Annotated in this window: 27 protein-coding genes; 9 read left to right on the forward strand and 18 right to left on the reverse strand. The window is 69.8% G+C overall.

The features are described 5' to 3' along the window. Positions 1-1,249 (reverse strand): M28 family peptidase (locus tag CCN39_RS35105; RefSeq protein WP_208630516.1); only part of this gene is annotated, 1,249 nt, incomplete at its 3' end. Between the two features lie 81 nt (positions 1,250-1,330). Between CCN39_RS35105 and CCN39_RS35110 the strand changes: the two genes are divergently transcribed. Then, entirely contained in the window at positions 1,331-2,308 is a 978-nt protein-coding gene (locus CCN39_RS35110) for an NAD(P)H-quinone oxidoreductase (protein ID WP_086849394.1), read from the forward strand. On the opposite strand, the gene CCN39_RS35115 is transcribed toward CCN39_RS35110, so the two are convergent. After that, positions 2,305-3,504 carry a cysteine desulfurase-like protein gene (locus CCN39_RS35115; RefSeq protein ID WP_086849396.1) on the reverse strand — a complete coding sequence of 400 codons (1,200 nt, stop codon included), beginning with the start codon at positions 3,502-3,504 and terminating at the stop codon, positions 2,305-2,307. The two genes, CCN39_RS35110 and CCN39_RS35115, sit on opposite strands and share 4 nt — an antisense overlap. A 134-nt stretch (positions 3,505-3,638) precedes the next feature. Between CCN39_RS35115 and CCN39_RS35120 the strand changes: the two genes are divergently transcribed. After that, positions 3,639-4,208, forward strand: coding sequence for a bacterial proteasome activator family protein (locus tag CCN39_RS35120; protein WP_086849398.1), 570 nt, complete (start codon positions 3,639-3,641; stop codon positions 4,206-4,208). A gap of 51 nt (positions 4,209-4,259) precedes the next feature. Here the strand turns inward: CCN39_RS35120 and CCN39_RS35125 are convergent, their stop codons facing one another. From CCN39_RS35125 to CCN39_RS35135, 3 genes are all read right to left on the reverse strand, one after another. Then, positions 4,260-5,408 (reverse strand): epoxide hydrolase family protein, encoded by a 1,149-nt coding sequence (locus CCN39_RS35125; protein WP_086849399.1) that lies wholly within the window; start codon positions 5,406-5,408, stop codon positions 4,260-4,262. Positions 5,409-5,484: 76 nt separating this feature from the next. Continuing rightward, positions 5,485-5,922: a hypothetical protein gene (locus tag CCN39_RS35130; protein WP_086849401.1), complete on the reverse strand. Its 438-nt coding sequence runs from the start codon at positions 5,920-5,922 to the stop codon at positions 5,485-5,487. 14 nt (positions 5,923-5,936) lie between these two features. Further along, positions 5,937-6,629, reverse strand: a complete 693-nt coding sequence (locus CCN39_RS35135; protein WP_086849403.1) for a hypothetical protein — start codon at positions 6,627-6,629, stop codon at positions 5,937-5,939. Positions 6,630-6,729: 100 nt separating this feature from the next. Between CCN39_RS35135 and CCN39_RS35140 the strand changes: the two genes are divergently transcribed. Further along, positions 6,730-7,404: an acylneuraminate cytidylyltransferase family protein gene (locus CCN39_RS35140; RefSeq protein WP_086849405.1), complete on the forward strand. Its 675-nt coding sequence runs from the start codon at positions 6,730-6,732 to the stop codon at positions 7,402-7,404. Here CCN39_RS35140 and neuC read toward each other — a convergent pair. Together neuC and CCN39_RS35150 are read right to left on the reverse strand one after the other, a co-directional pair. Beyond that, positions 7,401-8,531: a UDP-N-acetylglucosamine 2-epimerase gene (gene neuC / locus CCN39_RS35145; protein ID WP_086849407.1), complete on the reverse strand. Its 1,131-nt coding sequence runs from the start codon at positions 8,529-8,531 to the stop codon at positions 7,401-7,403. The two genes, CCN39_RS35140 and neuC, sit on opposite strands and share 4 nt — an antisense overlap. Then, positions 8,524-9,549: an N-acetylneuraminate synthase family protein gene (locus CCN39_RS35150; protein ID WP_086849409.1), complete on the reverse strand. Its 1,026-nt coding sequence runs from the start codon at positions 9,547-9,549 to the stop codon at positions 8,524-8,526. The genes neuC and CCN39_RS35150 overlap by 8 nt, the downstream gene beginning before the upstream one ends. 129 nt (positions 9,550-9,678) lie before the next feature. Between CCN39_RS35150 and wzm the strand changes: the two genes are divergently transcribed. The 3 genes from wzm to glfT1 are packed head-to-tail and all read left to right on the forward strand — an operon-like array spanning position 9,679 to position 12,359. Continuing rightward, positions 9,679-10,632 (forward strand): galactan export ABC transporter permease subunit Wzm/RfbD, encoded by a 954-nt coding sequence (wzm, locus tag CCN39_RS35155; RefSeq protein ID WP_086849411.1) that lies wholly within the window; start codon positions 9,679-9,681, stop codon positions 10,630-10,632. Positions 10,633-10,635: 3 nt separating this feature from the next. Beyond that, entirely contained in the window at positions 10,636-11,451 is an 816-nt protein-coding gene (gene wzt / locus CCN39_RS35160) for a galactan export ABC transporter ATP-binding subunit Wzt/RfbE (RefSeq protein ID WP_086849413.1), read from the forward strand. Continuing rightward, the gene (glfT1, locus tag CCN39_RS35165; protein WP_167455271.1) at positions 11,451-12,359 is read left to right on the forward strand and encodes a galactofuranosyltransferase GlfT1; all 909 of its coding nucleotides are present in this window, start codon (positions 11,451-11,453) and stop codon (positions 12,357-12,359) included. The genes wzt and glfT1 overlap by 1 nt, the downstream gene beginning before the upstream one ends. A 58-nt stretch (positions 12,360-12,417) precedes the next feature. On the opposite strand, the gene CCN39_RS35170 is transcribed toward glfT1, so the two are convergent. From CCN39_RS35170 to CCN39_RS35185, 4 genes are all read right to left on the reverse strand, one after another. Next, positions 12,418-13,899, reverse strand: coding sequence for a hypothetical protein (locus tag CCN39_RS35170; protein WP_086849417.1), 1,482 nt, complete (start codon positions 13,897-13,899; stop codon positions 12,418-12,420). Positions 13,900-13,909: 10 nt separating this feature from the next. Then, complete coding sequence (locus CCN39_RS35175) at positions 13,910-14,473, reverse strand: DUF3558 domain-containing protein (RefSeq protein WP_244211142.1); 564 nt, start codon at positions 14,471-14,473, stop codon at positions 13,910-13,912. Between the two features lie 6 nt (positions 14,474-14,479). Beyond that, positions 14,480-14,926 carry a hypothetical protein gene (locus CCN39_RS35180; protein ID WP_086849421.1) on the reverse strand — a complete coding sequence of 149 codons (447 nt, stop codon included), beginning with the start codon at positions 14,924-14,926 and terminating at the stop codon, positions 14,480-14,482. Between the two features lie 129 nt (positions 14,927-15,055). After that, positions 15,056-15,820 (reverse strand): ESX secretion-associated protein EspG, encoded by a 765-nt coding sequence (locus CCN39_RS35185; RefSeq protein WP_086849423.1) that lies wholly within the window; start codon positions 15,818-15,820, stop codon positions 15,056-15,058. Positions 15,821-15,937: 117 nt separating this feature from the next. Here CCN39_RS35185 and CCN39_RS35190 point away from each other — a divergent pair, with 117 nt between their 5' ends. After that, positions 15,938-16,183, forward strand: a complete 246-nt coding sequence (locus tag CCN39_RS35190) for a hypothetical protein (RefSeq protein WP_086849425.1) — start codon at positions 15,938-15,940, stop codon at positions 16,181-16,183. Positions 16,184-16,234: 51 nt separating this feature from the next. On the opposite strand, the gene CCN39_RS35195 is transcribed toward CCN39_RS35190, so the two are convergent. Both CCN39_RS35195 and CCN39_RS35200 read right to left on the reverse strand, forming a co-directional pair. Beyond that, positions 16,235-18,154, reverse strand: coding sequence for a glycosyltransferase (locus tag CCN39_RS35195; RefSeq protein ID WP_086849427.1), 1,920 nt, complete (start codon positions 18,152-18,154; stop codon positions 16,235-16,237). 7 nt (positions 18,155-18,161) lie between these two features. Next, a complete protein-coding gene (locus CCN39_RS35200; RefSeq protein ID WP_167455272.1) occupies positions 18,162-18,629 on the reverse strand; it encodes a GtrA family protein in 468 nt (155 codons plus the stop codon). A gap of 161 nt (positions 18,630-18,790) precedes the next feature. On the opposite strand from CCN39_RS35200, the gene dprE1 reads away from it, so the two are divergent. Then, positions 18,791-20,125 (forward strand): decaprenylphosphoryl-beta-D-ribose oxidase, encoded by a 1,335-nt coding sequence (dprE1, locus tag CCN39_RS35205; RefSeq protein ID WP_167455276.1) that lies wholly within the window; start codon positions 18,791-18,793, stop codon positions 20,123-20,125. Further along, complete coding sequence (gene dprE2 / locus CCN39_RS35210; protein WP_086849430.1) at positions 20,122-20,877, forward strand: decaprenylphospho-beta-D-erythro-pentofuranosid-2-ulose 2-reductase; 756 nt, start codon at positions 20,122-20,124, stop codon at positions 20,875-20,877. The genes dprE1 and dprE2 overlap by 4 nt, the downstream gene beginning before the upstream one ends. 22 nt (positions 20,878-20,899) lie before the next feature. Here the strand turns inward: dprE2 and CCN39_RS35215 are convergent, their stop codons facing one another. The 5 genes from CCN39_RS35215 to glf all read right to left on the reverse strand — a co-directional run bounded on the left by CCN39_RS35215 (position 20,900) and on the right by glf (position 26,082). Beyond that, on the reverse strand, positions 20,900-22,417 hold the full coding sequence (locus CCN39_RS35215) for a hypothetical protein (protein WP_086849432.1): 1,518 nt from the start codon (positions 22,415-22,417) through the stop codon (positions 20,900-20,902). 75 nt (positions 22,418-22,492) lie between these two features. After that, complete coding sequence (locus tag CCN39_RS35220; protein ID WP_244211143.1) at positions 22,493-23,272, reverse strand: hypothetical protein; 780 nt, start codon at positions 23,270-23,272, stop codon at positions 22,493-22,495. Positions 23,273-23,391: 119 nt separating this feature from the next. After that, positions 23,392-24,351, reverse strand: coding sequence for a decaprenyl-phosphate phosphoribosyltransferase (locus CCN39_RS35225; RefSeq protein ID WP_086849434.1), 960 nt, complete (start codon positions 24,349-24,351; stop codon positions 23,392-23,394). Next, positions 24,348-24,866: a phosphatase PAP2 family protein gene (locus tag CCN39_RS35230; RefSeq protein WP_086849436.1), complete on the reverse strand. Its 519-nt coding sequence runs from the start codon at positions 24,864-24,866 to the stop codon at positions 24,348-24,350. Before CCN39_RS35230 ends, CCN39_RS35225 begins: the two co-directional genes overlap by 4 nt. Further along, on the reverse strand, positions 24,859-26,082 hold the full coding sequence (glf, locus tag CCN39_RS35235; protein WP_086849438.1) for a UDP-galactopyranose mutase: 1,224 nt from the start codon (positions 26,080-26,082) through the stop codon (positions 24,859-24,861). The genes CCN39_RS35230 and glf overlap by 8 nt, the downstream gene beginning before the upstream one ends. Positions 26,083-26,128 lie beyond the last annotated feature (46 nt).

Below are 26,128 nucleotides of genomic sequence, written 5' to 3' on the forward strand. Positions count from 1 at the left end.
CCTCGGCACCGGTGTCGAGGCCGCCGGCCGGGATGCCGACGGCGATGAACTCGCCGTAGTCCGAACGCCCGGTGAAGTCGGTGCCCTCGACGGACACCCCGCGCGCGGCCTGCATGAAGTCGACGAAGGTCTTCTCGATCTGCGCCGAGCCGTACGGACCGGCACCCGCGCCGACACCGTCGGAGTTGTCGCCGTCATAGGCGAAGTAGCCGGCGTTGGGCGAGCCGATCATGTCGAAGTTCAGGTAGAGCGCGATGTCGAGCTGCTGCTCGAAGGTCAGCTGGTCGACGTAGTAGGTCGAGCCGATCAGGCCGAACTCCTCCGCGCTCCAGAAGCCGAAGCGGACGCCGTTGTTGACCTTCGGGCTGCTCCCCAGCTGCAGCGCGGTCTCCAGCAGGGCGGCCGAGCCGGAACCGTTGTCGTTGATGCCCGGGCCGGCCGGGACGCTGTCGAGGTGCGACCCCAGCATCACCACGTTGTCCTTGCGGCCGGTCTTGGTTTCGGCGATGACGTTGTAGCTGGTCCGCGCCTCCTGGAAGGCCCGCAGCTCCAGCGTCACGTTCTGCCCGCCGAGCGTGGCCAGCTGCGCCCCCGCGGCCGCCGTCACGCCCCCGGTCGGGATCGCCGCGTTCTCCGGGCCCCCGAGCGTCCCGTTGAGCGCGCCGTCGGTGTTGTTGTAGACGATGGCGCCGATCGCGCCCGCGGCCGCGGCCGTCTGCTGCTTCTGCGCGAACGAGCAGCCGCCGCGCTTGATCAGGGCGATCTTGCCCGCGACGTCGGCGGTGTAGTCGGTGGCCTCGCAGCCGCTGGTGTCGTCGACCGCGATCACGGCGAGCGGCGCGGTGATGCCGCCGACCGGCGTCGACTTCGTGTACTCCATGGCGATGATCGGGACGTTGGCGCCGCCCGCGGTCAGCTTCTCGGCCAGGGTCTCCGAGTACGTGAACGGGAACTCCTGGCGGGTGACCTGGAAGCCGGCCGCCTCGAGCTTGGTCGCGATGTACTCGGCGGACTTCTTGTGGCCCTCGGTGCTCGCGGCCCGGGTGCCACCGTTGGTGTCGGCGATGCGCTGGAGAGCGATCAGGTGCCGGTTGACGCCGTTGACGTCGACCTTCTTGACGAGCTGCTTCGCCAGGGCGGGACCGTCGGGGACGGTGTTCGCCGCGGCGGCCGGGGTGAGGCCGAGCAGCAGCGTCGCGCCGGCGGCGATAGCCATCGGCGGCAGGATTTTCGTTCTGAAGAGTGACATGGTTGCTCACCTTTGTTCGATATGCGAAGTCCGTCAATGCGCCTTTCGGCGGGACCTTTCGCCGCGGTATACAGTCGACACATGTACGCGATCACCATCCGTGAACCAGGTGACCCGGACGTTCTCGAGTGGGCGGAGGTCGCGGATCCGCGGCCCGGCCCCGGCGAGGTGCTGCTGGAAGTCGCGGCGAGCGCGGTGAACCGCGCGGATCTGCTGCAACGCCAGGGCCACTACCCGCCGCCGCCCGGCGCGAGCGAAACCATCGGCCTCGAGTGCTCCGGCACGATCGCGGAGCTCGGCGAGGGTGTCGAAGGCTGGAACGTCGGCGACGAGGTCTGCGCCCTGCTCTCCGGCGGCGGCTACGCGGAGAAGGCTGTCGTCCCGGCGGGGCAGCTGCTCCCGGTGCCGGGCGAGGTCGACCTGCTCACCGCGGCCGCGCTGCCCGAGGTGGCCTGCACGGTGTGGGCGAACGTCGTGATGCACGCGAAGCTCACGGAGGGCGACGTGCTGCTGGTCCACGGCGGCGCCGGCGGCATCGGCACGCACGCCATCCAGGTCGGCAAGGCGCTCGGCGCGACGGTCGCCGTCACCGCGGGCTCGCCGGACCGGCTCGAAAGCTGCCGCCAGCTCGGTGCCGACATCACGATCAACTACAAGGAGCAGGACTTCGTCGAGGTGCTCCGCGCGGAGACCGGCGGCGCGAACGTCATCCTCGACAACATGGGCGCGTCCTACCTGGGCCGCAACATCGACGCGCTGCAGCAGGACGGGCGCCTGGTGATCATCGGCATGCAGGGCGGGGTCAAGGGCGAGCTGAACGTCGGCGCGCTGCTCGGCAAGCGGGCGTCGGTGTTCGCCGCGGGCCTGCGGTTCCGGCCGCTCGACCAGAAGGCGGCGATCGTCGCCGACGTCCGCGAGCACCTGTGGCCGCTGGTCGCCGAGGGCCTGGTCAAGCCGATCGTCGGCCAGGTCGTGCCGATGGCCGAAGCCGCGACCGCGCACCGGGTGATGGAAGAGGGCAGCGTCTTCGGCAAGGTCCTGCTGGCCGCCAAGTCCTAGCGGAGTTCTTCCAGGACCCGCACGAGCTGGTTGATCTCGAAGACGTTGGAGTAGTGGGCGAGCCCGATCCGCACGGCGCCGCCCACTTCTCCGACGCCGAGTGACGCGAAGACGCCGCTCGTGCCGTCGTCGGCGAAGGCGCACAAGCCCTGCGTCGCCAGGTACTCGGCGACCTCGGGCGCCTTCTTGCCGGCGACGGCGAAGGCGAGCGCGGGGATCCGGCGCATGGCGTTGCCGATGACCATGATGTGCCGCAGCGACAGCAGGTCCGTTGACAGCTGCGCGAGCAGCCCGGCGTGGTAGGACTTCGCCGAGCCGAGCGAGGTGACCAGCCGCTCGCGGCGGGATCCGGTGGCGGCGTCGTCGAGGCCGGAGAGGTAGTCGATCGACGCGATCAGCCCGGCGAGCAGCGGGTAGGCGTGCGGGCCGAGCTCCAGGCGGGCGGCGCCGCGGGCCATCGGGTCGAGCGAGGCCGACGGGATCCGCTCGATCAGCTCGGGGTCGCGGAAGACCAGGGCACCCACCGAAGGGCCGCCCCAGGCCTGCGCGGACACGACCATGACGTCGGCACCGAGCGCGTTGATGTCGAGCGGCAGGAAGGGCGCGGCGTAGGTGGCGTCGACGACGACGAGCGCGCCGACCCGCTTGGCGAACTCGATGATCGTCGGCACGTCCGGCCGGGTGCCGACGGACCCGGAGGCGAGCGTGACGGCGACGGCTTTGGTGCGCGCGGACACGAGCTGCTCGTACTGCCACGCGGGCAGCTCGCAGGTCTCGATGTCGATTTCGCCCCAGCGCACGACGGCGCCGACCCGCTTGGCCGCGCGTTGCCAGGGCGCCAGGTTCGCTTGTTCGTCGAGCCGGGACACGACGACTTCGTCACCGATGGTCCAGCGCTCGGCGAGCGCGTCGACGAGCCGGCGCAGCATGACGGGCGCGCTCGGCCCGAGCACGACGGCAGCCGGGTCGGCCCCGACCAGGTCGGCCACGGCCCGGCGGGCCGCGGTCACGATGCTTTCCGCGCGTTGTGAGGCCGGAAACGCTCCGCCCGGCCCGGACACCGGGGCTCGCATCGCCGTGGAAACGGCCGAAGCGACCTGTTCCGGGACCAGCATTCCGGCGGCGCCGTCGAAGTGAATCCAGCCGTCACCCAGCGCGGGAAAGAGCCCACGGATACGAGCGACGTCGAACGCCATGGGGACACCGTACGGACGTGCGGTTTCGCCGTGCGTCCGGGGTTGGGTGGAGAGCCACCGGGAACCCGGTTTACGGCTACGCTCGGAGACGGACACCCCGCGGGTGTCGCGGAGCGTGTCGAAGGCAAGCCAGGATGGAGCACATGACCGAGCCGAACTTCACAACGGGTGACCCGGGCCAGGAATCTTCACCCCACGTGGTGGTCGTCGGACCGGACGGCACGCCGGTGGGGACCACCTCCCCCGATGGCGACCACCCGGAGTCGGTGGGCGACCTCGTCGAAGAGCCGGCGAAGGTGATGCGCATCGGCACGATGATCAAGCAGCTCCTGGAGGAGGTCCGCGCGGCCCCGCTGGACGACGCGTCCCGCACGCGCGTGCGCGAGATCCACCAGACGTCGATCCGCGAGCTCGAGAAGGCGCTGGCGCCGGAGCTGCAGGACGAACTGGAGAGGCTGGTCCGGCCGTTCACGGACGACTCGACGCCGTCGGACGCGGAGCTGCGGATCGCGCAGGCGCAGCTGGTGGGGTGGCTGGAGGGGTTGTTCAGCGGGATCCAGACGGCCCTGTTCGCCCAGCAGATGGCGGCCCGGGTGCAGCTGGAGCAGATGCGGCGTGGGCTGCCGGCCGGTCCGTCGGGGGCCGCCGCCGGGCACGGGCACGAGCACGGACCGGGCATTTCGGGGACGGGTCAGTACCTCTGACGGGTGAGTTGTCCACAGACCGGAGGGCCTGTGGACAACCTCTGTGGACAACTACCGGGCGCGGAAGAACTCGCGGATGTCGCCGATCAGCGCGTCCGGTTCCTCCAGCCCCGGGAAGTGACCACCCCGGGGGAACTCGGTCCAGTGGACGATCTTGTCCGTTCGCTCCGCCAGCGTCCGGATCGGCAGACCGATGTCGTCGGGGAAGACCGCCACCCCGGTCGAGACCGGGTTCACCGGCACCGGCGCGCCCCAGCCTCCGGTCAGGGCCGCGTACAGCCGGGCCGAGGAATTGGCCGTCTGCGTGAACCAGTAGATCGACACGTCGGCCAGGAGGTCGTCGCGGTCGATCAGGTCTTCCGTGGTGTTCGAGAACGATCGGAACTTCTCCGCGATCCACGCCAGCTGGCCGGCCGGGGAGTCGTGCAGGCCGTACGCGAGTGTCTGGGGCTTCGTCGCCTGGAGCGTCGCGTAGGCGGTGCCCTCGCGAGAGAACTTCGCCCCCTTCGCCAGCGAACGCTTCCCCTTCTCCAGCTCGAGCCCCACCAAGCCCTCGAGGTCGGCTTCGCTGCGGACGACCGCAGACGCCAGCATCGTCACGTGGATGCCGAGCAGCCGCTCGGGGAACTGGATCGCCAACTCACGTGAGACGATCGCGCCCCAGTCACCACCGTGTGCGCCGAAGCGGGGGTAGCCGAGCCGGGTCATCAGCTCCGCGAAGGCCCGGGCAACCCGGTCCGGCCCCCAGTCCGACGTGGGGGTCGGGCCCGAGAAGCCGTAGCCCGGGATCGACGGCACCACCACCGTCAGCGCGTCCGCCGGATCGCCGCCGTAGGCGCGGGGGTCCGTCAGCGGCCCGATGACGTCGAGGAACTCGACGACGGAGCCCGGCCAGCCGTGCGTCAGCAGCACCGCCGGCGCCTCGGGCTCCGGCGAGACCACGTGCAGGAAGTGCACGTTCGTCCCGTCGATCGTGGTCGTGAACTGCGGGAACCCGTTGATGCGTTCCTCTTGCGCCCGCCAGTCGAAGCTGGTGCGCCAGTGCTCGGCCAGCTCACGCACGTAGCCAACGGGCGCTCCAAGCCGCCAGCCGGCATCGGCGGGCTGGTCGGGCCACCGCGTGTTCGCCAGCCGCGCACGAAGATCGTCGAGGTCGGCTTGCGGAACGTCGACGCGGAACGGCGTGATCTCGGAAGTCATGCTCGAACGGTAGAAGCGATCGAGGACGGATTCGGTCCTCGATCACCGTCGCGGCGCCGGGTGCGGCCGCCCGAACTCAGCCGGCAACCTCGCGCCGTGCCGCGAAGTCCTCCTCCAAGCGGGCCAAGCGCTCTTCGTACTGGGAAATCGCCGCCAGCCGCGCGCGGATGCGGGCGTGCTCGGCGCGAACTTCCTCCGCCTCGTCTGGGGCGTACTCGAGCCGCTCCGCGAGCCGGGCCACCGAGCCCGGCCGCTCGAATGCGGCGATGCGCGCTTCCAGGGCGGCCAGGTGCGGCGCCAGGCGCCGCTGCTCGTCGTAGAGCCACTTCACGTGGCCGTCGAGTTCCTGGGTGGCCCGCTCGGCGTCCCGGCGCAGCTCGGCGATGTCCGCGTGCAGCCGGTCGAGTTCGGGCTGCATCCGGTCGGTCGCGATCTGCTCGATCCGCGGCCGCAGCCTCGCCATCACCGGTCGCCAGGCCAGGCCGGCGAGCGCTTTCGCCCGTGGAACCACCACTCCGCGAATGTCACTCACTGTATGATCTCGATTCTTCCGGAGTCACGCCAAGTGCTCAGCAGCTTCGATTCCGCGTGCAGGCGGTGTTCCGCGGTCACCCCGACCTTGCTGCCCCAGGCGTGCTCGAAGTCGGTCTGGTCCGGCCGCTCGATGATCGACACCCCGGTGAGGCGCACCAGCGCCTTCGGGAAGAGCTGCTTGCACAGGTACGTCACCAGCGTGCCGGTCGTGGCCCAGACGTGCTCGTCCGCCGAAAGCCCCAGCAGCTTCGACAGCGGCAGCACGAACTGCCGGTTCGGAATCGGCACGAACCCCAGGTCGGCGGGCCACCAGTCGGGCAGCGTCTCGGGCTCCCAGAACAGCCGGCCCGGCTCGGCGAGCAGGTACAGCCGTGACGTGTAGTCGGCGAACGTGTACGGCGAGACCATCACCCCGCGGTGGACCACCACGACGTCGGTGCGGCGGCCGTAGGTCGGTTCGGCGTCCGGCTCGTCCAGCGCGAAGGTCGTCATGCGGAAGACGAGGTCGCTGCCGTCGATCAGCGCGGCGCGCTCGGCGTCGGGCGCCATCGGCGCGTTCCCGACCACCGCGATCGTCTCGACGCGCTGGCCGCGGGCGTAGGCGGTGAGGAGGTCACGGAGCATGCGGCCGAGGTCACCTTCGTCGAGCTGCGCGGAGGCTTCGTCCGCGAACTGAGTCCGATTCATCGCTCCCCCATGGCATCGCTGTCCGGGGCCGCCGTCAGCGGGCAGCCGAGCAGACGGACAATAGCCGACAGACCACTGTCGTTACCCGGAAGGGGTCTCTGTGACCGCGCTGGCCATCGTCCCGGCGAGGGGCGGCTCCGTCGGGCTGCCGGGCAAGAACCTGGCGCCCTTCCGGGGCCGTCCGCTGGTCGCGCACACGGTGCACACCGCCGTCGCGGCCGGGATCGCCGACGTCGTCGTCACCACCGACGACGCGGACATCGCCGCCGCGGCCGAGGCCGAGGGGGCCCGGACCGTCGCCCGGCCCGCCCAGCTCGCGGAGGCGACGAGCCGGACGCTGCCCGCGGTCACGCACGCGATCGACACGCTCGGCGTCCCCGATTCGACGCTCGTCCTGCTGCTCCAGCCCACTTCGCCGCTGCGGACGGCCGAGGACATCGCCGAGTGCCTCGACATCCACGCGGACCGGCCGACCGGCTCGGTCGTGCAGATGTGCCGCTCGACCGACCACCACCCGCTGAAGGTGTGCCTGGAGACGCCGGACGGCGGGATCGCGCCGGTCCGGGACTGGGCCGACCTCGAAGCACCCCGGCAGACGCTGCCCGTCGTGCTGCGGCCCACCGGCGGCATCTACCTCGTCCGGGCCGGCGACCTGCGCCGGCACGAGCGGTTCTTCATCCCCGAGGTGCGGCCCCAGTTCGTGCCGGTCGAGCGGGCGATCGACATCGACTCCGCCGCGGACCTCGTCCTGGCCGAGCAGCACGCGGCCGGCTAACGGTCCACGAACGCCTTGTAGAGCGACGGCCGCCAGATCTCCTCGCCCTCGAGCAGGTCGATGATCCGGCGGTGCGCGCCCGGCTCGCCGAACTCGGTGTGCGGCTCGCACCGGCCCATGGCGCGGGCCTTGCCGATCCCGGCCGTGACGGCTTCGGCGGTGGGTTCGACCGACAGCACGCTGGGCGCCATCGCCCGGTTGCGCTGCCGGGTGCCGACGGTGACCGACGGCGTCCCCAGCACGGGCGCCTCCCGCACGCCGGCGCTCGAGTTGCCCAGCACGACGGCCGCGTTCTTCATCAAGGTCACGAAGTACTCGAACCGCATCGACGGCAGGCGCACGAACCGCGGCCCCTCGAGCCGGTCCAGCTCGCTCCTGATCTCACGGCAGCCTTCGTCGTTGTTCGGGTCGATGACGACCCAATTGCCCTCGGTGAGCACGGCGTCGACCACGGCCGCCGCGTTACGCCGGTTGAGGTCGCGCTCGGTCGTCACCGGGTGCAGGGCCAGCAGGCCGTAGTCGGTGAACGGGATCTCGTAGTGGCGCCGGACCTCGTCGAGGTCGGGCAGCCGCGCCGACGTCAGGACGTCGACCTCGGGGCTGCCGACGACGAAGATCCGGTCCTCCTCCTCGCCGAGTTGCAGCAGCCGGCGCCGGGCCGTCTCGTTGGCGACCAGGTGCACGTGGGCGTGCTTCGACAGCGAGTGCCGGATGACGTCGTCGATCGTGCCGCTGACCTCGCCGCCTTCGATGTGCACGACCCGCACGTTCGCCAGCGAGCCGACGATCGCGCCGGCGAGGGCTTCGACCCGGTCGCCGTGCACGACGATCGCGGCGGGCTGCTCCTCGTGCACCAGCCGGGCCAGCGCCTGGACGGTGTTGGCCAGCACGAGCGCCATCGGCTCGTCTTCGATCTGGTTCGGGATCAGGTGCAGCCGTTCCAGCCCGGCCAGCTCGATCTCCCGCACCGTGTAGCCGTAGCTGCGCAGCATGTGCATGCCGGTGACCACGATGCGGGCGGACAGCACCGGGCTCTTCTGCACGGCGAGCATGACGTCCCGCAGCTTCCCGAAGTCGGCGCGGGTCCCGGTGAGGAACAGGACCTCACGCCGCCCGGACTCAGCCAAGGTCCGCCCAGCTCACCTGCGTGTTCGCCGGCAGCGCCCGGGTGACGGCCCGGCCGAGGAGGCTGTCGAAGTCCTTGGCCTTGATCTCGCCGGTGCCCGGGCGCTTGACCCAGATGTTGTCCGTGGTCAGCGCCTCACCCTCGGCGACGTCCTTGGTGGTGACGACGCAGGCGTAGGCGAAGTCGATCGTCGGCTGTTCCTCGGCCAGGATCTGCTTCGAGCCGCCCCGGGACGCGTGGATCAGGCGCGAGCCCTCGACGAGCTGCTTGAACTCGGCGGGCGTCGACGAGACCGGGATGTCCGGACCGGGCCAGCTCATGTCCGAGGTGAAGTGCCGCTCGAGCACGGAAGCGCCGAGCGCGACCGCGCCCAGGCACGGGTAGATCGTGGTGGTGTGGTCGGAAAGTCCGAGTTCGGCGTCCGGGAAGGCGGCGTGCAGCTCGGCGATCGCGCCGAGCCGCACCTGCTCCGGCGGCGTCGGGTACAGCGACGTGCAGTGCAGCAGCGCGAAGCCGACGCCCGCGGCCCGCAGGATCTCGACCGCCGGGGTGATGGAGGCCACGTCGTTCATCCCGGTGGAGAGGATGACGGGCTTGCCGAACGAGGCCACGTGCCGGATCAGCGGGTAGTTGTTGCACTCCCCCGAGCCGATCTTGAAGCCCTCGACGTCGAGCTCGGCCAGCCTGTCCGCGGCGGCGCGGGAGAACGGCGTCGAGAGGAAGACGAGCCCGCGCTCCTCGGCGTGCGCCTTGATCTCGCGCTCGTCCTCGGCCGTGAGCGCGACGCGGTTCATCATGTCCCAGATCGGCTCGTCGGCGTTGCCGGGCACGACGTCGTTCGGGATCATCTCGTCGTCGACCACGTGCGTCTGGATCTTGACGACCTGGACGCCGGCGTCCGCGGCGTCGTCGACCATCTTGTGCGCCTTCTTGGGGTCGCCTTCGTGGTTGATCCCGATCTCGGCGATCACGAGAGGGGGGTGGTCGGCACCGACCGGGTGCTCGCCGAGCATGAACATGGAGACCTCCGGGTCGCTGCGTGCTGCGGTCCGTCCCCGACCTTAGCCCGTGCCGCGCCGGGGCCCAGGTCACCCGACCCCGAGTGCCCTATCAATGGTGCCGCTCATCCCATCGGTACCCTCGTCCACGTGCATGCCACCAGCACGGTTCAGGCCGCAGACTCACCAGTAGCGACGTCCGCACCGCCGACGTCGGACAGCAAGACGTTCTCGCGTGCCTTCGCCGACATCAAGGCCGGTTTCTCCGCCCGCGAGCTCTGGGGTCACCTCGGCTGGCAGGACATCAAGCAGCGGTACCGCCGCTCGGTGATCGGGCCGTTCTGGATCACCATCAGCCAGGCCGTCATCGCGCTCGGGCTCGGGCTGCTGTACTCGCAGCTGTTCAACTCGCCGATCCAGGTGTTCCTGCCCTACCTGAGCACCGGCTTCATCCTGTGGGGCTTCATCAGCGGCTGCCTCGCCGAGGGCATGGAGACGTTCATCGCGAACGAGGGGCTGATCAAGCAGCTCCCGGCGCCGCTGAGCGTGTACATGCTGCGCACCGTGTGGCGGCAGACGCTGCTGCTGGCGCACAACATGATCGTCTACGTCGTGATCCTCGTGATCTTCTTCTCGGCGCTGGACGGCCCGTACTCGCTGGGCGACGAAAACGGCCTCTGCGTCGGGAACGCGTTCTGCCACCCGGGCCTGAGCTGGAACATCCTGCTGGCCATCCCCGGCTTCTTCCTGCTCGCGTTGAACGCGGGCTGGGTGACGCTGCTGCTGGGCATCATCTCCACCCGCTTCCGCGACATCCCGCAGGTCATCAACTCGCTGATCCAGCTGCTGTTCTACGGCACACCGATCGTGTGGCCGGTCGACCAGCTGCTGTCCGGCGGGACGCGCGCGAGCATCTCGTGGGTGCTGCCGATCATCCAGCTGAACCCGCTGTACCACTTCATGCAGGTGGTCCGGGCGCCGCTGATCGGCCAGTCGTTCACACCGGGCAACTGGATCGTGGTCGGCTCCATCACCATCGTCGGCTGGGCGCTCGCGCTCGTCGCGATGCGCAACTACCGTGCTCGCGTCTCCTACTGGGTGTGACAAATGGTCAGCATTGACGTTCAGAACGCCTTCGTCGACTTCCCGATCTTCGACGCGAAGACCCGGTCGATGAAGAAGAAGGTCCTCGGCAAGGTCGGCGGCAAGATCGGCACCGAGACCAAGGTGCCGATCATCGAAGCGCTGCACGACGTGACCCTGAAACTCCGCGAAGGCGACCGCGTCGGGCTCGTCGGGCACAACGGCGCCGGCAAGTCCACGCTGCTGCGGCTGCTGGCCGGGATCTACGAGCCGACCCGGGGTTCGTCGCGGATCCAGGGGAAGATCGCGCCGGTGTTCGACCTCGGGGTCGGCATGGACCCGGAGATCTCCGGCGAGGAGAACATCATCATCCGCGGCCTCTTCCTCGGCATGACCGCCAAGGAGATGGAGAAGCGGGTCGACGACATCGCGGAGTTCACCGAGCTCGGCGACTACCTGCAGATGCCGCTGCGGACGTACTCGACGGGTATGCGCGTGCGGCTGGCGCTGGGTGTCGTCACGTCGATCGACCCCGAGATCCTGATCCTCGACGAGGGCATCGGCGCGGTCGACGCGGCGTTCCTCAACAAGGCGCGCGACCGGCTCAAGGACCTCGTCAAGCGCTCCGGCATCCTGGTGTTCGCGAGCCACTCGGACGAGTTCCTGTTCGAGCTGTGCGACACCGCGCTCTGGATGGACGAGGGGCACCTCAAGCAGCAGGGTTCGCTGCGGGACGTCCTCACCGCGTACAAGGGCCGCGACCCCTTCGAGAACATGAGCCAGGAAACCTTGCAGCGCTTCGGCATCGAGCCGGTGGCGACGACGAACGGCGGGGAATGATGGCGAGCGAGACCCGGCAGCTGCCCGACGGCGCGGTCGTCGGCGTGGTCGTCACGCGGCACCGGCGCGAGCTGCTCGCGGACTCGCTGAAGATCATCGCGGCCCAGACCCGGCCGGTCGACCACCTGGTGGTCGTCGACAACGGGCCGGACGACTCCGCGCGCGAAGTCGTCGAGAACTACCCCCTGCCGTACACGTACCTGCCGTCGCACCGGAACCTCGGCGGCGCCGGCGGGTTCGCGCTCGGCATGCTGCACGCGCTTTCGCTGGGCGCGGACTGGGTCTGGCTGGCCGACGACGACGGGCGGCCGGCCGACGAGAACGTGCTCGCGATCCTGCTGGAGGAAGCGGAAAAGCGGGACCTGGCGGAGATTTCGCCGGTGGTGTCGAACATCGACGCGCCCGACAAGCTGGCGTTCCCGCTGCGCCGCGGCCTGACCTGGAAGCGTTCGCAGTCCGAGCTGGGCGTGGACTTCCTGCCGGGCATCGCGTCCCTGATGAACGGCGCGCTGTTCCGGTCGTCCACTTTGGACGTCGTCGGTGTGCCGGACCTGCGCCTGTTCTTCCGCGGCGACGAGGTCGAGCTGCACCGGCGGCTGGTCCGCTCGGGGCTGCCGTTCGGCACGTCGCTGAAGACGAAGTACCTGCACCCGGACGGCTCGGACGAGTTCAAGCCCATGCTGGGCGGCAAGTTCCACGCGCAGGACCCGGAGAACGAGGTCAAGCGGTACTACACGTACCGCAACCGCGGGTACCTGCTGTCGCAGCCGGGGATGCGGAAGATCGGCGCGCTGGAGATCGTCCGGTTCGGACTGTACTTCGTGGGCGTGAAGCGGGACCCGAAGGCGTTCCTGCAGTGGCTGAAGCTGGTGCGGCAGGGCCGCGCCGAGAAGTTCTACCGCTACTGAAGTTCCAGGCGTACGGAAAAGGGGCCCCCGTTGCGAGGGCCCCTTTTTCCGTACGCTCTCATTCGCCGATGACCGGCGGCGCCGTGCGCATGTCGGTGCCGAAGACCTCGTCGGGGTCCCCCTCGACCAGGTAGGTCGGACGCGAGTGCTCGGTGTCCTCGTCGCCCTCGCCCTTCTGACCGCGCCCCAGGCCGCCACCGGGGCCCATGCCCCCGCCGCGACCGGCGGCGCCCGCACCGAGGCCGCCCATCCCGCGTCCCGCGGCGGCTTCGGCAGCACCGATCCCACCCGGCCGGGCCGCCCCCGACGCGGCGCCCGCGCCCGTCGCGTTGCCGGCCCCCGAGCCGCCGGGCCCGAACCCGCCGCCACCACCGCGGCCGCCGCCGACCTTGGAGTTGTAGGCCTCGTCGCCGCCGAAGTTCATCCCGCCCATCGGCATCGGGCTCATCGGCGGCATCCCGCCGAACTGCTGGTTCGGGTTCTGCGTCGAGGCCGCCGGAAGCGAGCCGGGCGTGAAGCCGGACGGCGTGGTCGTGCCCGCGGGCAGGAGCCCCGCGCCGGTGGTCGAGCCGGGCCCGGAGATGTGCGCGGCGGACCCGCCCAGGCCGGGGACCGGCCCGGAGGAGAAGCCCTGGGCGTGGCCGCCGGGCGTGGTCCCCGAGTTGCCGCCGGGCATGGTCACGCTGGACGGGTTGTTGATGCCGTTCTTGTCGCCGGTGCCATTGGGGTCACCGGTGCTCCCCCCAGTGCTGAAGCTGGGCGGCGGCGCAAAAGCAGGCTGCTTGGAGGCGGCCTCGTAGAGGTTCTTGTCGTAGGTCGCCATGACGCCGGCGGCCTCGTCGTGCGCGGCCTGGCTGTCCTTCTGCTTCTGGATCGACTTGTCGACGTTGTCGGCCAGGTTGAAGGGGTTCGAGGTGGCCCAGCCCGTGAACTCGTCCTTCCAGCTGAACGGGATCGGAGCGGGCATGGAGTTCTTCGCCGTCGCGGCGGCCTGCCCCTGGTCGTAGATGGTTTCCGAGGCCAGCTTGGCGTTCTGCGAGTTGGCATCGGACCACTTGCCGAGGCTGGTGAAGTACTGCTGCGCGTTCTCGGCGGCGGTGCCTTCCCAGGTGCCCTTGGAGGCGTTGACGGCGGTGTTCATCGACTGGGCGAACTTGTCGAACATCTTGTGCACGTCGTGGTACGCGGTCGAGACGCTGGAGACCTGCTCGACGTCGAGATTGCTCTGGAGGAACGCCTGCAGCTGGGCGTGGTCATTGCCCTTGTAGTCCGCGTTGGGCGCGTTCAGCCCCTGGACGTACTCGACGTCACGGCCCTGGGTGGCTTCCTTGACGTTCTTGTCGCCCATCTGCTGGGCCTGGTTCTTCGCCTGGGCCTGGGCGATCCACTGCTGGACGGGCCCGAAGAGCCAGCTGCCGGGGTCGACGCCCTCTTCGGCCTTCTGCTGCAGGTAGGCGTCCCGCTCGGCGGGAGCCATGTCCTGGACTTCCTGGGGCGTCTTGTCCTCGGTCTTCGGCGTCGAGCCCTGTCGCGTCGTCATCTGGATCCCCTTACCCCTTGGGCAGCTTCGGCTCGACGATCTTCGTGGCCACGTCCTCGGCGACCTGGCAGGCCTTCTCGACGGTGGCGACCGCGGTGACATTCACGTCGACACGCGCCGTGTCCCCCACGCCGAGGGCGACCGTGCAGCCGAGGGGCGCGTTGCCGGACGCCTCCTTGGCCTTGCGGCCGTTGATCTCCAGGTCCTTGACGCCGTTCCCGGTGTCGTTGACGGAGTCGAGCGGTGCGTCGTCGCGGATGGCGACGTTGATGCCGATGCTCTCTTCGCTGGCAGTTGCGGTCCGGTGCAGGTAACTGCAGACCCGCGCTTTGCCGAGCTTCTGCTCTTTGGCGTCACCGAACGTGTTGTACGTGCTGACGTCGGCGGCGGTGAGCAGGGTGCACGGTTCCAGCGACGTGGTCGTGGCGCCGCCGGGACCGGCCGAAGTCGGATTGCCGGGAGTGGACGACTCCGAGTTGACCGGCGAAGCAGTGCCCTGCTGCGTGCTGGTACAGCCGGCCAGTAAGGCGGCACCTGCAGCGATGGGAAGGGCAGCGCGTGCGAAGAGATTCATCATTCCCTAGGACTTGGACTTCAGGCTGCCGAGAGCAGCGTTCTCGGATTCCGTGTAGAGACCGGCCGCACGGGCAAGCGCCTCGTCTGCCTGTACGGCCACAGCCCTGAGCTTCTCGAGCACAACACCTGCCGAGTTGTCGGCCTCCGCCGCGCCTTTCTGGTCGTGTGACGCGACCGTATGGCCGTACGGGTGGTTCCCCAGCTGAGGCGACTGGCTGAGCGTGTAGGTGGCATCACCGAGAGCGTTGATGTCGTTCATCAAGTCGTTCAGCGCGTCTCGAATCGGCTTCACACCCTCGGGGGTGATCTTGAAGCCGCCGCCCTTGGCTGCGTCCAGGAGCTTCTGAGTCTCGGCGGTGACGCTTTGCACCGCGGCACTCATCCCGGCCGCAGAAAGCGGGTTGAGGATGTCCGTGAACGAGCCTCCGCCCCCGCCGTCAGCCATCTGCATCGCTGTTCCACCCCGAATCGCTTCGCCCGTGCGTGTGCACCCGGGAGTCTACTAGCCGGGCACCCTCTGCCACGGCCGTTCACCGATCTTCACCTCGGACGCAGCCGCGCCGTGCGGGGTTCCCGAAGCTCAGAACTGGCCTTCGAGCTGGGCGTACAGCTGCTGGGCCAAGCGCGCGTTGTCGGCTGGGGCGTAGGTGATCCAGCGCTGGCCGTCCGCGGCCGCGCGGGAGGACATCAGCCAGCGGCCGTTCGGGGTGTCGAACCAGGCCAGCGGCGGGAACGTGCCCGTGCGGGTCTGGGCCGTGAACTGGCCCACGCGCTTCTTCGGCTCCTGGAAGACGCGCTCGATCATGCGGACCTGCGGGCCACCTCCGCCGCTGTGGGAGCGCGGGGCGCTGACGCCCGCGAACGGGTCGTACGCCTCGTCGCGGCGCTGGTGGCGGGGCTGCTGGGCCGGCCGCGAAATCGTCACCGACTGGCCCGGCGCCGCCGGGGTCAGCGGGAGGAGGTCGACGATCGCCGGGACGATGCCCGTCGGGCGGACCTCCTCGAAGACGATCAGGTTCTCCTCCTGGCGGGCGAGCACCGCGAACTGGCCGTCGGACGCCACCCGCGCGAACAGGTGTCGGTCGCCCAGCTCGGCCGCCGCGCTGATGGTCACGCTGCCGCGGACGAACGTCGCCAGCGCCAGTTCGGCGTCCGGGTCCAGGCGGCCGCGGCTCCACAGGCCGCGGCCGGTCAGGTCGCGGACGACGGCGTCGCGGATCATCGCGCGCTGCTCGACCGTCGTGCCCACGTGCGGGACCTCGAACGGCGTCGGCGCGCGGCCCAGCCCGAGCTGTTCGAGCAGGATGTCCACTGCCGCCAGCGACAGCGAGAACGAGTGCGGCATTCGCTTCCAACCCCCCGCGGATGAGTCCGGCCTTCCCGGAAAACGTAGTCCACCCGGCTGCTCCGCCCTCAGCGAACCCACTTGCCGGGGCAAGATCGCCGCTGGTCCGATGGACGCATGGCCGACTCCAAACCCGCCCTCGTCCTGCACCTCGCCACCGGCGGCGAACCGCTGCTGTTCGCGCTGACCACCGAAGAATCCGGGAAGCTGGCGGGCAAACTCGCCCAGCTCGTCACGGACGGCGCCGTCGAAACCGTGACCACCAAGGACGAATCGGCGGTCACGATCAACTTCGCCCACGTGGCCGCCGCGTACATCAACGACCTCTCCCGTAAGAGCACCGTGTTCGGCATGCACGCCTGAAACGACGAAGGCCGCCTCACGACGTGCGTGAGACGGCCTTCGGGAAGTACGTCAGAGCTTGTACAGGCGCTTCCAGTTCTCACGCGAGGTGAGCTCGGGCATGGCCCGCTTGTACTGCTCCTGCACCGCCGCGCCTTCCTTGCGCAGCCGCTGGACGACCTTCGCGCCCTGCTTGGCCAGCGCGAACATCTTGACCCGGTCGTAGGACCGGACGCGGACGCCTTCCTGGCTCGCGTCGGTCACCACGGCCGTGTCGAACAGCGCGATGTGCCACCAGTTGGCCTCGTCGATCGGCACCGCGCCGAGCCCGAAGCGGCTGCGGCCGAGCACCCGGTCGAGGACCCGCTTGATCAGCACCAGGCGCTGCATGCTGGGCCGCGGCGCGCTGTTGATGATGCCGATGTCGTTGGACGCGATGCCCGGGACGTCGGTCGCCTTGTGGCGCTTGGTCTCCGGGTACTCGTCGCGGATGCGGCGGATCTCCTTCATCGCCTCGACCCCGCCGTCACGCAGGACTTCCGGGCCCTTCAGGAAGTCCTCCACGGCCTTGATCAGCGTCGCCGACAGGCCGTACTGCATGCCGAGCAGGTAGCGCACCAGCTGCGCGATCAGCACCCGCGACAGCAGGTTCAGGTTGAACGGCGAGTGCAGCGCCGCGGTGATGATCGAGTTGCGCAGGTTGAAGTACCGGTGCCACTCGTCCCAGTCCTTCATGTGGAAGTCCGCGTGCCACACGCCCGCACCCGGCAACGTCACCGTCGGGAAGCCGTGCGCGCGCGCCCGGTACGAGTACTCGGCGTCGTCCCACTGGAAGAAGAACGGCAGCGGGTAGCCGGTGGCCTGGACGACCTCGTAGGGGATCAGGCACGACCACCAGCCGTTGTAGCCGGCGTCGAGGCGGCGCTCCTGGCGGTTCGGCTTCAGCGTCTCCTCGTCCACGCCGAGCAGGTCGGCGGTGGACAGCGAGTGCTCGACCGGCTGGCCGGGCTCGAGCGTGTTGAGCCGGGCGTACTCGGCGCCGACGTGCAGCTGGTTCGGGTGGAACAGGTTGAGCATCTGGCCGCCGACGATGATCGGGTTGGCGGCGCGGTTCGAGAACGCCGTCATCCGGATCACCAGGTCCGGCTCGAGCAGCACGTCGTCGTCCATGAACAGGACGTTCGCGTGCTCGGTCGCGGTGTGCCCGGCTACCTCGAACAGGCCGCGGGTGAAGCCGCCGGCGCCGCCGAGGTTCGGCTGCTTGATGTAGTGCAGCTTGTCGGCGAGGTCCTTGGCGACCTGCTCGAAGCCGTCGCGGGACTCGACGAGGTCGGTGCCCTGGTCGGCGACGTAGATCGCGTCCAGCGTCTCCAGCGAGGAGACGTCGGCGGCGAGGGCCTGCAGGTTCTTCAGGCAGTCGTCGGCGCGGTTCATCGTGCAGATGGTCACCGCGGTCGGCCGGATCTTCTCCGGCGCGTCGACCGTCCAGCGGACCTGCTCGACGCGCAGCGTCTGGCCGCCCTCGGTCTCGAGGTCGAGCCAGAGCGCGCCGCCGTCGTAGAACTTGTCCAGCTTGCCGGTCAGCGACACCTTCGCCTGCTTGGCGTCCTTGACCTGCTCGGCGGCCACCACGCGGGGCTCGCCCTCGACGTCGGAAGCGCCCATCGACAGCAGGCCGGTGCCGGTGACGACCGCCTCGACCGAGACCTCGGTCACCGTCGTCCAGCGCTGCCAGTAGCTGGCCGGGAACCGGCCGAAGTACGTGTTGCCCGACACCTTGGAGGCGGGCTCGAGGGCGATCGACGCACGTTCCCGCACGGCCGCGCCCCACTCGAGCTCGGCGTACAGGTCCTTGCTGACGATCGGCGCCGGGCCGGCGTAGAGCCCGCGCTGCGCCGTCAGGCGGCCCTGCGGAGTGTGCTCGGTGAACCGCGTCTCGGCGGCCGCGCCGGCTTCGGTGGTCGGCGCCGGGGTAGCTGTTTTACCGGGCATTGGTTCCTCAGTTCTCCTCAGTCGACGGCTCGCGGAAAACGACCCACTTGAGCATCACGAAATTGATCACGGTGGCGGTGGCCTGCGACACGGCCCAGCACAGCGTGTGCTGCCACACGGACTCCGGCAACAGCTGCAGGGCCAGCTGGTTCACCCCGACCGCGACGAAGAACGTCACGGTGTAGAGCAGGACGAACGAGCCGATCTGCGCCTTCCCGTCGCGGCGCCCGCCGGCGAAGGTGAACTTCCGGTTCAGGAAGAACGCCGTGGTCGTGCCCACGATGAAAGAGATAGCGCGGGCGATGTCGACCCACGGTGAGGTGGCCATCCCGGCCACCTGCGTCAGCAGTGTGTAGGTGCCCAGGTCGACGAGGGCGCAGAAGCCCCCGATCAGGGCGAAGCGGATGAGCTGGCCCAGCAGTCCCGGGGAGGACTGCGCAGCCGCTATGTCGGCTTGCGGATCGGTCGCCACCACTGCATTACCTCGTCACCTGTGTCACGGTCACCCGCGCGGGCGCTTGTGCCTTGATGCGCAAAGTGTAGAGATGAGCACTTCAGGGTCACGTCTCGGGCGGTATTCGGCGTGGCTACCCTGGTCGGGTGACCCACGTACCCAATACACAGCGTCGCACGCTCATGGGCTGGGCGCGGACCGCACCGACCACCGCCGATGTCCTGAGCACGCCGGACGTCGAGACCATCGCCCGCGCCGTGGCGCAGGCCGGTGCACGCGGCGTGATCGCCCGCGGCCTCGGCCGGTCCTACGGCGACCCGGCGCAGAACGCCGGCGGCCTCGTCGTCGACATGACGCCGCTGAACCGGATCCACTCGATCGACCCGGACACCGCCCTCGTCGACCTCGACGCCGGCGTCAGCCTCGACCAGCTGATGCGCGAGGCGCTGCCGTACGGCCTGTGGGTCCCGGTGCTGCCGGGCACGCGCCAGGTGACCATCGGCGGCGCGATCGCCAACGACATCCACGGCAAGAACCACCACAGCGCGGGCAGCTTCGGCAACCACGTCGTGTCGATGGACCTGATCACCGCCGACGGGCAGATCCGCACGCTGACGCCGGAGGGCCCGGACGCCGAGCTGTTCTGGGCGACCGTCGCCGGCATCGGCCTGACCGGCATCATCGTCCGGGCCAAGATCCGGATGACCAAGACCGAAACCGCGTACTTCCTCGCGGACAACGAGCGCACGAACAACCTCGACGAGACCCTCGAGCTGGTCACCAACGGCTCCGACGACAACTACACGTACTCGTCGGCGTGGTTCGACACGATCTCCACCGGCTCGAAGCTCGGCCGCGCCGCCTTCGGCCGCGGCTCGCTCGCCAAGCTGGACGAACTGCCGCCGAAGCTGCGCGCGAACCCGCTGAAGTTCGACGCCCCGCAGCTGGCGACGCTGCCGGACGTCTTCCCGAACGGCCTGGCCAACAAGCTGACCTTCGGCGCCATCGGCGAGCTGTACTACCGCAAGACGCCGAAGGCCGCCCGCGGCGTGATCCAGAACCTGACGGCCTTCTACCACCCGCTCGACATGTTCGGTGAGTGGAACCGGGCCTACGGCTCGAAGGGCTTCCTGCAGTACCAGTTCTCGACGCCGCCGAACGCGCACGAGCCGCTGCGGGACATCGTCCGGAAGATCGCCGAGTCGGGGCACGTGTCCTTCCTCAACGTCTTCAAGCGCATGGGCGAGGGCAACGCGGCGCCGCTGTCGTTCCCGCACCCGGGCTGGATGGTCTGCGTCGACTTCCCGATCAAGGACGGCCTGAGCCGGTTCTGCCAGGAGCTCGACGAAGACGTCCTGCGGCTGGGTGGCCGGCTGTACACCGCGAAGGACTCGCGCACCTCGCCCGAGACGTTCGCGAAGATGTACCCGCGCCTCGAAGAGTGGCGCAAGGTGCGCGCTTCCATCGACCCCGAAGGCGTTTTCGCCTCTGACATGAGCCGGAGGCTCGAACTGTGATCGACGCGGTGGGCAACCCCCAGTCCCTGCTCCTGCTCGGCGGCACGTCCGACATCGCGCTGGCGATCGCCGAGAAGTACCTGGCCGAGAAGCCGCTGCGGGTCGTGCTGGCCGCCCGGCCGTCGCCCCGGCTGGAGGCGGCCGCCCAGCGCCTGAAGGACCGCGGCGCCGAGGTGTCCACGGTGGACTTCGACGCGAAGGACACGGCGTCCCACCCGGACGTCCTGGCCAAGGCGTTCGAGGGCGGCGACATCGACGTGGCGGTCGTGGCGTTCGGCCTGCTCGGCGACCCGGAAGAGGTCTGGCAGGACCACGCGAAGGCCGTCGAGCTGGCGACCGTGAACTACACGGCGGCGGTGTCGGTCGGCGTCGCGCTGTCGGAGAAGCTCAAGGCCCAGGGCCACGGCACGGTGATCGCGCTGTCGTCGGTGGCGGGCGAGCGCGTCCGGCGGTCCAACTTCGTGTACGGCTCGACCAAGGCCGGTTTCGACGGGTTCTACCTGGGCCTCGGCGAGGCTCTCGCGCCGTTCGGGGCGAAGGTGACGGTCGTCCGCCCCGGGCACGTGAAGACGAAGATGACCGAGGGGCTGAAGGACGCCCCGTTGGCGCAGACGGCCGAGCAGGTGGCGGAGATCGCGGTCGGCGCGGCGCGCGCGGGCAAGGACCTGGTGTGGGCGCCGGCGCCGTTCCGGCTGGTGATGTCGGCGCTGCGGCACGTCCCGCGGCCGATCTTCCGCAAGCTCCCGATCTGAGGCCGCCACCGCCGGTGGCTGCTCAGCCGCCGGCGGCGTGGGCCGGGACCAGGTAGAGGTTCTGGCTGCCCACCCAGGGTGAGTCGATGTGCCAGCTCGCCAACGCGGCCGGCGGCGGGGCTCGGCGCGTCGTCGCCAGGACCAGGTCCGGGCTGATCGGGGCCACGCTGTGGTCGAAGTTGTGGAAGTTCGCTTCGAGCAGCGCCCGGCCGACGTCGCCGCTGCGGCGCTTGGTCTCGGTGATCGCCGGGTCGACCGCTCCTCGGTCGGAGAACTCGTCGACCAGCTCGCAGTCGCACGCGTACGCCAGTGCGCCGACTTCGCCCGCCGTCTCGACCTTGCGGCCGTGGGCGATCGCCGCCAGCTCGTGGCCGATCTCGCGGTACTCCGTCGTCGAGGCGTGGTTGCTCGTGATCGGGGCGAACTGGCGGGGCAGGCCCGGCAGGGCGTACACCGCGACGCTCGCCGCGAGCGCCGCTCCGGCAACTGTCCACGTCGCGCGCCGCACGCGCTCGGGGACCGCCGAGGCGCAGGCGGCGAGGAAGATCGTCGCGCCGATGATGCTCGGCGCGTAGTACCAGTGATACGGCGGCACGCCCAGCTGGCTGTAGGCCAGGTAGTGCAGGGCGCCGGCGATGGCGAGCGCAGCGAACGGCGTCAGGCGGCGGGCCGTCTCGGAGCCGCGGCGGTACTGGACGAGCCACGCCACTCCGGCCAGGGCCGCCAGCAGCAGCGGCAGGAACGACAGCGTCGCCGCGGCCGGGAAGTTGCGCCAGTACAGCAGCGGGCCGTTGGTGAAGCTGAACGGTCCCCACGACTGCTGGCTGATCTTGATGACGAGCGTGTCCGGCACGGCCGAGCCGAGCACCACCCAGCTGAACCCGAACCACGGCAGCGTGACGGCGAGCGCCGCGAAGGCCGTCCGCCAGATGCCGGTCCAGAACTCGCGGCGGGCGGCGAACAGCACCGCGGCGATCAGCAGCAGGTCGATCCGGACGAGCGCGAGCAACCCGATCACCACGCCCAGGCGGCCCGCCCGGCGCTCCCCCGCGTAGACCAGCGTCCAGACGACACCGGTGGCGCCGAGCGCCACCTCCAGGCCGATCGAAGACAGCAGCAACGGGTTGACCAGCAACAACGCGAACGTGAGCGGCGCGAACGCCGGCGGCAGGCCGGTGCGCTCGCCGAGACGGCGCAGGCCGAGCACGAGCAGCACCTGCGTGGCGACGAAGACGACCCCGGCGGCCAGCACGGCGTCGCGCACGATGAACGTGACCGCGCCGAGGGCCAGGACGTTCAGCGGGGACGTCGCGGTGTTCGCCGTCCCCTGTTCGATCAGGCCCCAGTGGCCGTGGAAGGCGAGGTTCTTCGCGTAGGACAGCGTGATGTAGGTGTCATCGATGAGATGGCTGCTGACCAGGGCGAACACCAGGGCGGAGGCGGCCGCGGCGCCCGCCGGCAGGGCCCAGGCTCGGGCGGCGGGGAAGGCCGTCGGCAGCGCACGGACGGCTTTGGGGAGTTCTGCGGAGGCGCTTCGCATCCCGGACACCGTACCCCGCTCGTGATGCTTCTGTGATCTGAGCGGGGTACGGGTGGCCGAGGCCACAGTGGGGGATCAGATGCCGTCCCCGGAGCCGGAGCCGGCGTTGCCGCGGCCGCCGAAGCCGGGACCGCGGCCGTCGAAGCCCTGGTTGGGGCCGTCGTACTGGCGGTGAATGCCGGGCCGGCCATCCCGCGGACCGTGGTGGCTCGCGGCGGCGATCCCGCCGACGATGCCCGCCCCGACGAGCATGCCGAGCACCCCGACGGCGACGAGCTGGGTGGCCCGGTGGCCGACGAACCGCCGGAAGCCGCCGGCCTGGCGAGGAGCGCCCGGGGGCGGGCTCCAGGCGGCGTAGGGGTGGGCTGAGCCGGGCTGACCGGGCGGCGGAGTGGGTGGCTGCTGGCCGTGGACGGCGGTCTGGTCGGCCGGGGTGGCACCGGACGCCGCCGGCCCGGCCGCACCTTGCGAGGCGGCTGGGGTCGGCGAGGCGGCGGGCTGGCCCGGCGCGGACTCGGCAGTGCTCTGCGAGGCGGCTGGGGTCGGCGAGGCGGCGGGCTGGCCCGGCGCGGACTCGGCAGTGCTCTGCGAGGCGGCTGGGGTCGGCGAGGCGGCGGGCTGGCCCGGCGCGGACTCGGCAGCGCCCTGCGCAGCGGCCGGTTGGCTGGATCCCGCGGATTCGGAGGCAAACGCGGCGGTCGGAGCACCCTGAGCTGCGGACTCCCCCGAGCCGGAGGCGGTGCCTGCCGGGGCGCCGGAGGTCTCGCTCGCCGCGGTGGGCGGCGCTGTCGGGTGCTCGACAGTCGGCTGCTCGGCTCCGTCCGGGGCCTTCTGCTCGCGCGGCTGGTCGTTCATGGTCGCTCCTGTGGTCACGGGGACGGGCGCAGTGCCCGCCCCCACCACCTCAGGGTGCGCTGGTCAGCTGTGCTTCACCTGAAACGAACCTGTCGATCCGCCATGAGACCGCCATGAGCTCACAGGTAGAACGACAGGAACAGCGTGACCACCCAGGTCGCGCCCAGGACCTGCAGGATGCGGTCCTTGAGGGCGATCTCCTCCGGCTCGCCCGCGATGCCGCCGTCGACGTCGACCGCGTACCGCAGGACCGCCACCAGGAACGGGACCATCGAAATCAGTGCCCACACCGAGTTGTGCTCGGTCTGGCGGATCTCGAACGCCCACAGGCAGTACGACATGATCAGGATCGCCGCCGAGGTCGCCCAGACGAACCGCAGGTAACTCGCCGAATACTTCTTCAGCGACGAGCGGATCTTCGCCCCTGTTCGCTCGAACAGCATGATCTCCGCGTAGCGCTTGCCCGCCACCATGAACAGCGAGCCGAACGCCGTGACCAGCAGGAACCACTGGGACAACGCGATGCCGCCCGCGACGCCGCCCGCGATGGAGCGCATCAGGAAGCCCGAGCCGACGATGGCCAGGTCGACCACCGGCTGGTGCTTGAGGCCGAAGCAGTAGCCCAGCTGCACAGCCTCGTAGACGCCCAGCACGACCGCCAGCTGCCAGCTGGCCAGGAACGACACGCCGAGGCCGGCCAGGAAGAACACGACCGCGGCCGCGTACGCGACCGGGACCGGGACGATGCCGGCCGCGATCGGCCGGTTGCGCTTGGTCGGGTGGGCGCGGTCGGCCTCGACGTCGATGGCGTCGTTGATGAGGTAGACCGAGCTCGCCACCAGCGAAAAGGCCACGAAGGCGATGATCGCGTCGATCAGGAGACCGGTGCGGTCGGTCGACTTCGAGAACGCGAAGAACGGGGCCGCGAAGACCAGGACGTTCTTCACCCACTGCCGCGGCCGCGCCGTCTTGATGACGCCGCCGACCAGGCCGAACGGGCCACGGGACGCGGTCGGCTCAACAGCCTCGGGCGTCACGGCAGTTTCGTCGCTGTCGCGCTGCTCGGTCGTCTCGCTCATGGGTTCTTCTTCAGCTTCCGTCGTATCAGACCACCGACGAGCCCCCCGAGAGCTGCACCGGCCAGAACGTCTGTCGGATAGTGAACGCCGAGCACGAGCCTCGAGGCCAGCATCGGCGGTACCAGGGCGGGCACCAGGTTACGCCCGGTCAATCCGGAGTAGAGCACCGCCGCCGCCGTCGTGGACGTCGCGTGCGACGACGGGAAGCTCAGCTTGCTCGGCGTGCCGACCAGTACCTCTACGCTCGAGTGGTCCGGTCGCGGCCGCCTGACCACGCGTTTCACCGCGATGGAGGCGGCGTGCGCCCCGACGACGCCGGCCGAAGCGACCAGCCAGTCCTTGCGCCGCTTCTTGTCGACGACGGCCCCGACCAGGCCGAGGCCGAACCAGCCGAGCGCGTGCTCGCCGAAGTGCGACATGCCGCGCGCGGCCTTCACCGAAGCTTCACTCTTCAGAAAGCCCTGCGCCTTCGCCAGGACCGCCACCTCTCCGGTGGCCTGCCCCTTCTCAAGCATCGAGGGACCCGTCGAGCGGAGCACCGTCGGTCAGGTGCGGGGCGATCTTGTTGTCGAACGCCGACAGCGCCGAGCCGATGGCCATGTGCATGTCGAGGTACTTGTACGTGCCCAGCCGGCCGCCGAACAGCACGTTCTTCTCGCGGGCCTCGGCCTTGGCCAGCTCGCGGTAGGCCTCGAGCTTCTCGCGGTTCTCCGGCGTGTTGATCGGGTAGTACGGCTCGTCTTCCTCGCCCGCGAAGCGGGAGTACTCGCGGAAGATGACCGTCTTGTCCTTGGGGTAGTCCCGCTCCGGGTGGAAGTGCCGGAACTCGATGATCCGGGTGTAGGGGACTTCCTGGTCGTTGTAGTTGACGACCGAGGTGCCCTGGAAGTCACCGGTCTCCGCGACCTCGGACTCGAAGTCGACGGTGCGCCAGGTGAACTTGCCCTCCGAGTAGCCGAAGTAGCGGTCCAGCGGCCCGGTGTAGACGGTCGGGGTGCCCGCCGGGATGTGCTCGCGGACGTCGAAGTAGTCGACGTTCAGCCGGATCTCGATGTTCTCGTGCTCGGCCATCTTCTCGAGCCACGCGGTGTACCCGTTGACGGGCAGGCCCTCGTAGGTGTCGTTGAAGTACCGGTTGTCGAAGTTGTAGCGGACCGGCAGGCGCGTGATGATGTTCTCGCCCAGGTTCTTGGGGTCGTTCTCCCACTGCTTCGCGGTGTAACCGCGGATGAACGCCTCGTAGAGGGGGCGGCCGACCAGCGAGATCGCCTTCTCCTCGAGGTTCTGCGCAGCGCTCGTCTCGAACTCGGACGCCTGCTTCGCGATGAGCTCGCGCGCTTCGTCCGGCGTGTGCGACTTGCCGAAGAACTGGTTGATCAGGGCCAGGTTCATCGGGAACGAGTAGACCTGGTCCTTGACCCGCGCGAAGACGCGGTGCTGGTAGTTCGTGAACTCGGTGAACCGGTTGACGTACTCCCAGACGCGCTTGTTCGAGGTGTGGAACAGGTGCGCCCCGTACTTGTGCACCTCGATGCCCGTCTCCGGGTCGGGCTCCGAGTACGCGTTGCCGCCGAGGTGGCTGCGTCGCTCGAGGACGAGGACCTTCTTGCCCAGCTCGGCCGCGGCCCGTTCGGCGACGGTCAGGCCGAAGAAACCGGACCCGACGACGACGAGGTCGTAACCTGCGAAATCGTCTTCAGTAATCTTGGCGGGGTTCGTGTGCGCGCTCACGGGCGTCGAGGGTACGCAGGTCGCTGACCCGGCCCGCACCCGACTA

It is taken from the genome of Amycolatopsis kentuckyensis (assembly GCF_002155975.1).
Lineage (GTDB): Bacteria > Actinomycetota > Actinomycetes > Mycobacteriales > Pseudonocardiaceae > Amycolatopsis > Amycolatopsis kentuckyensis.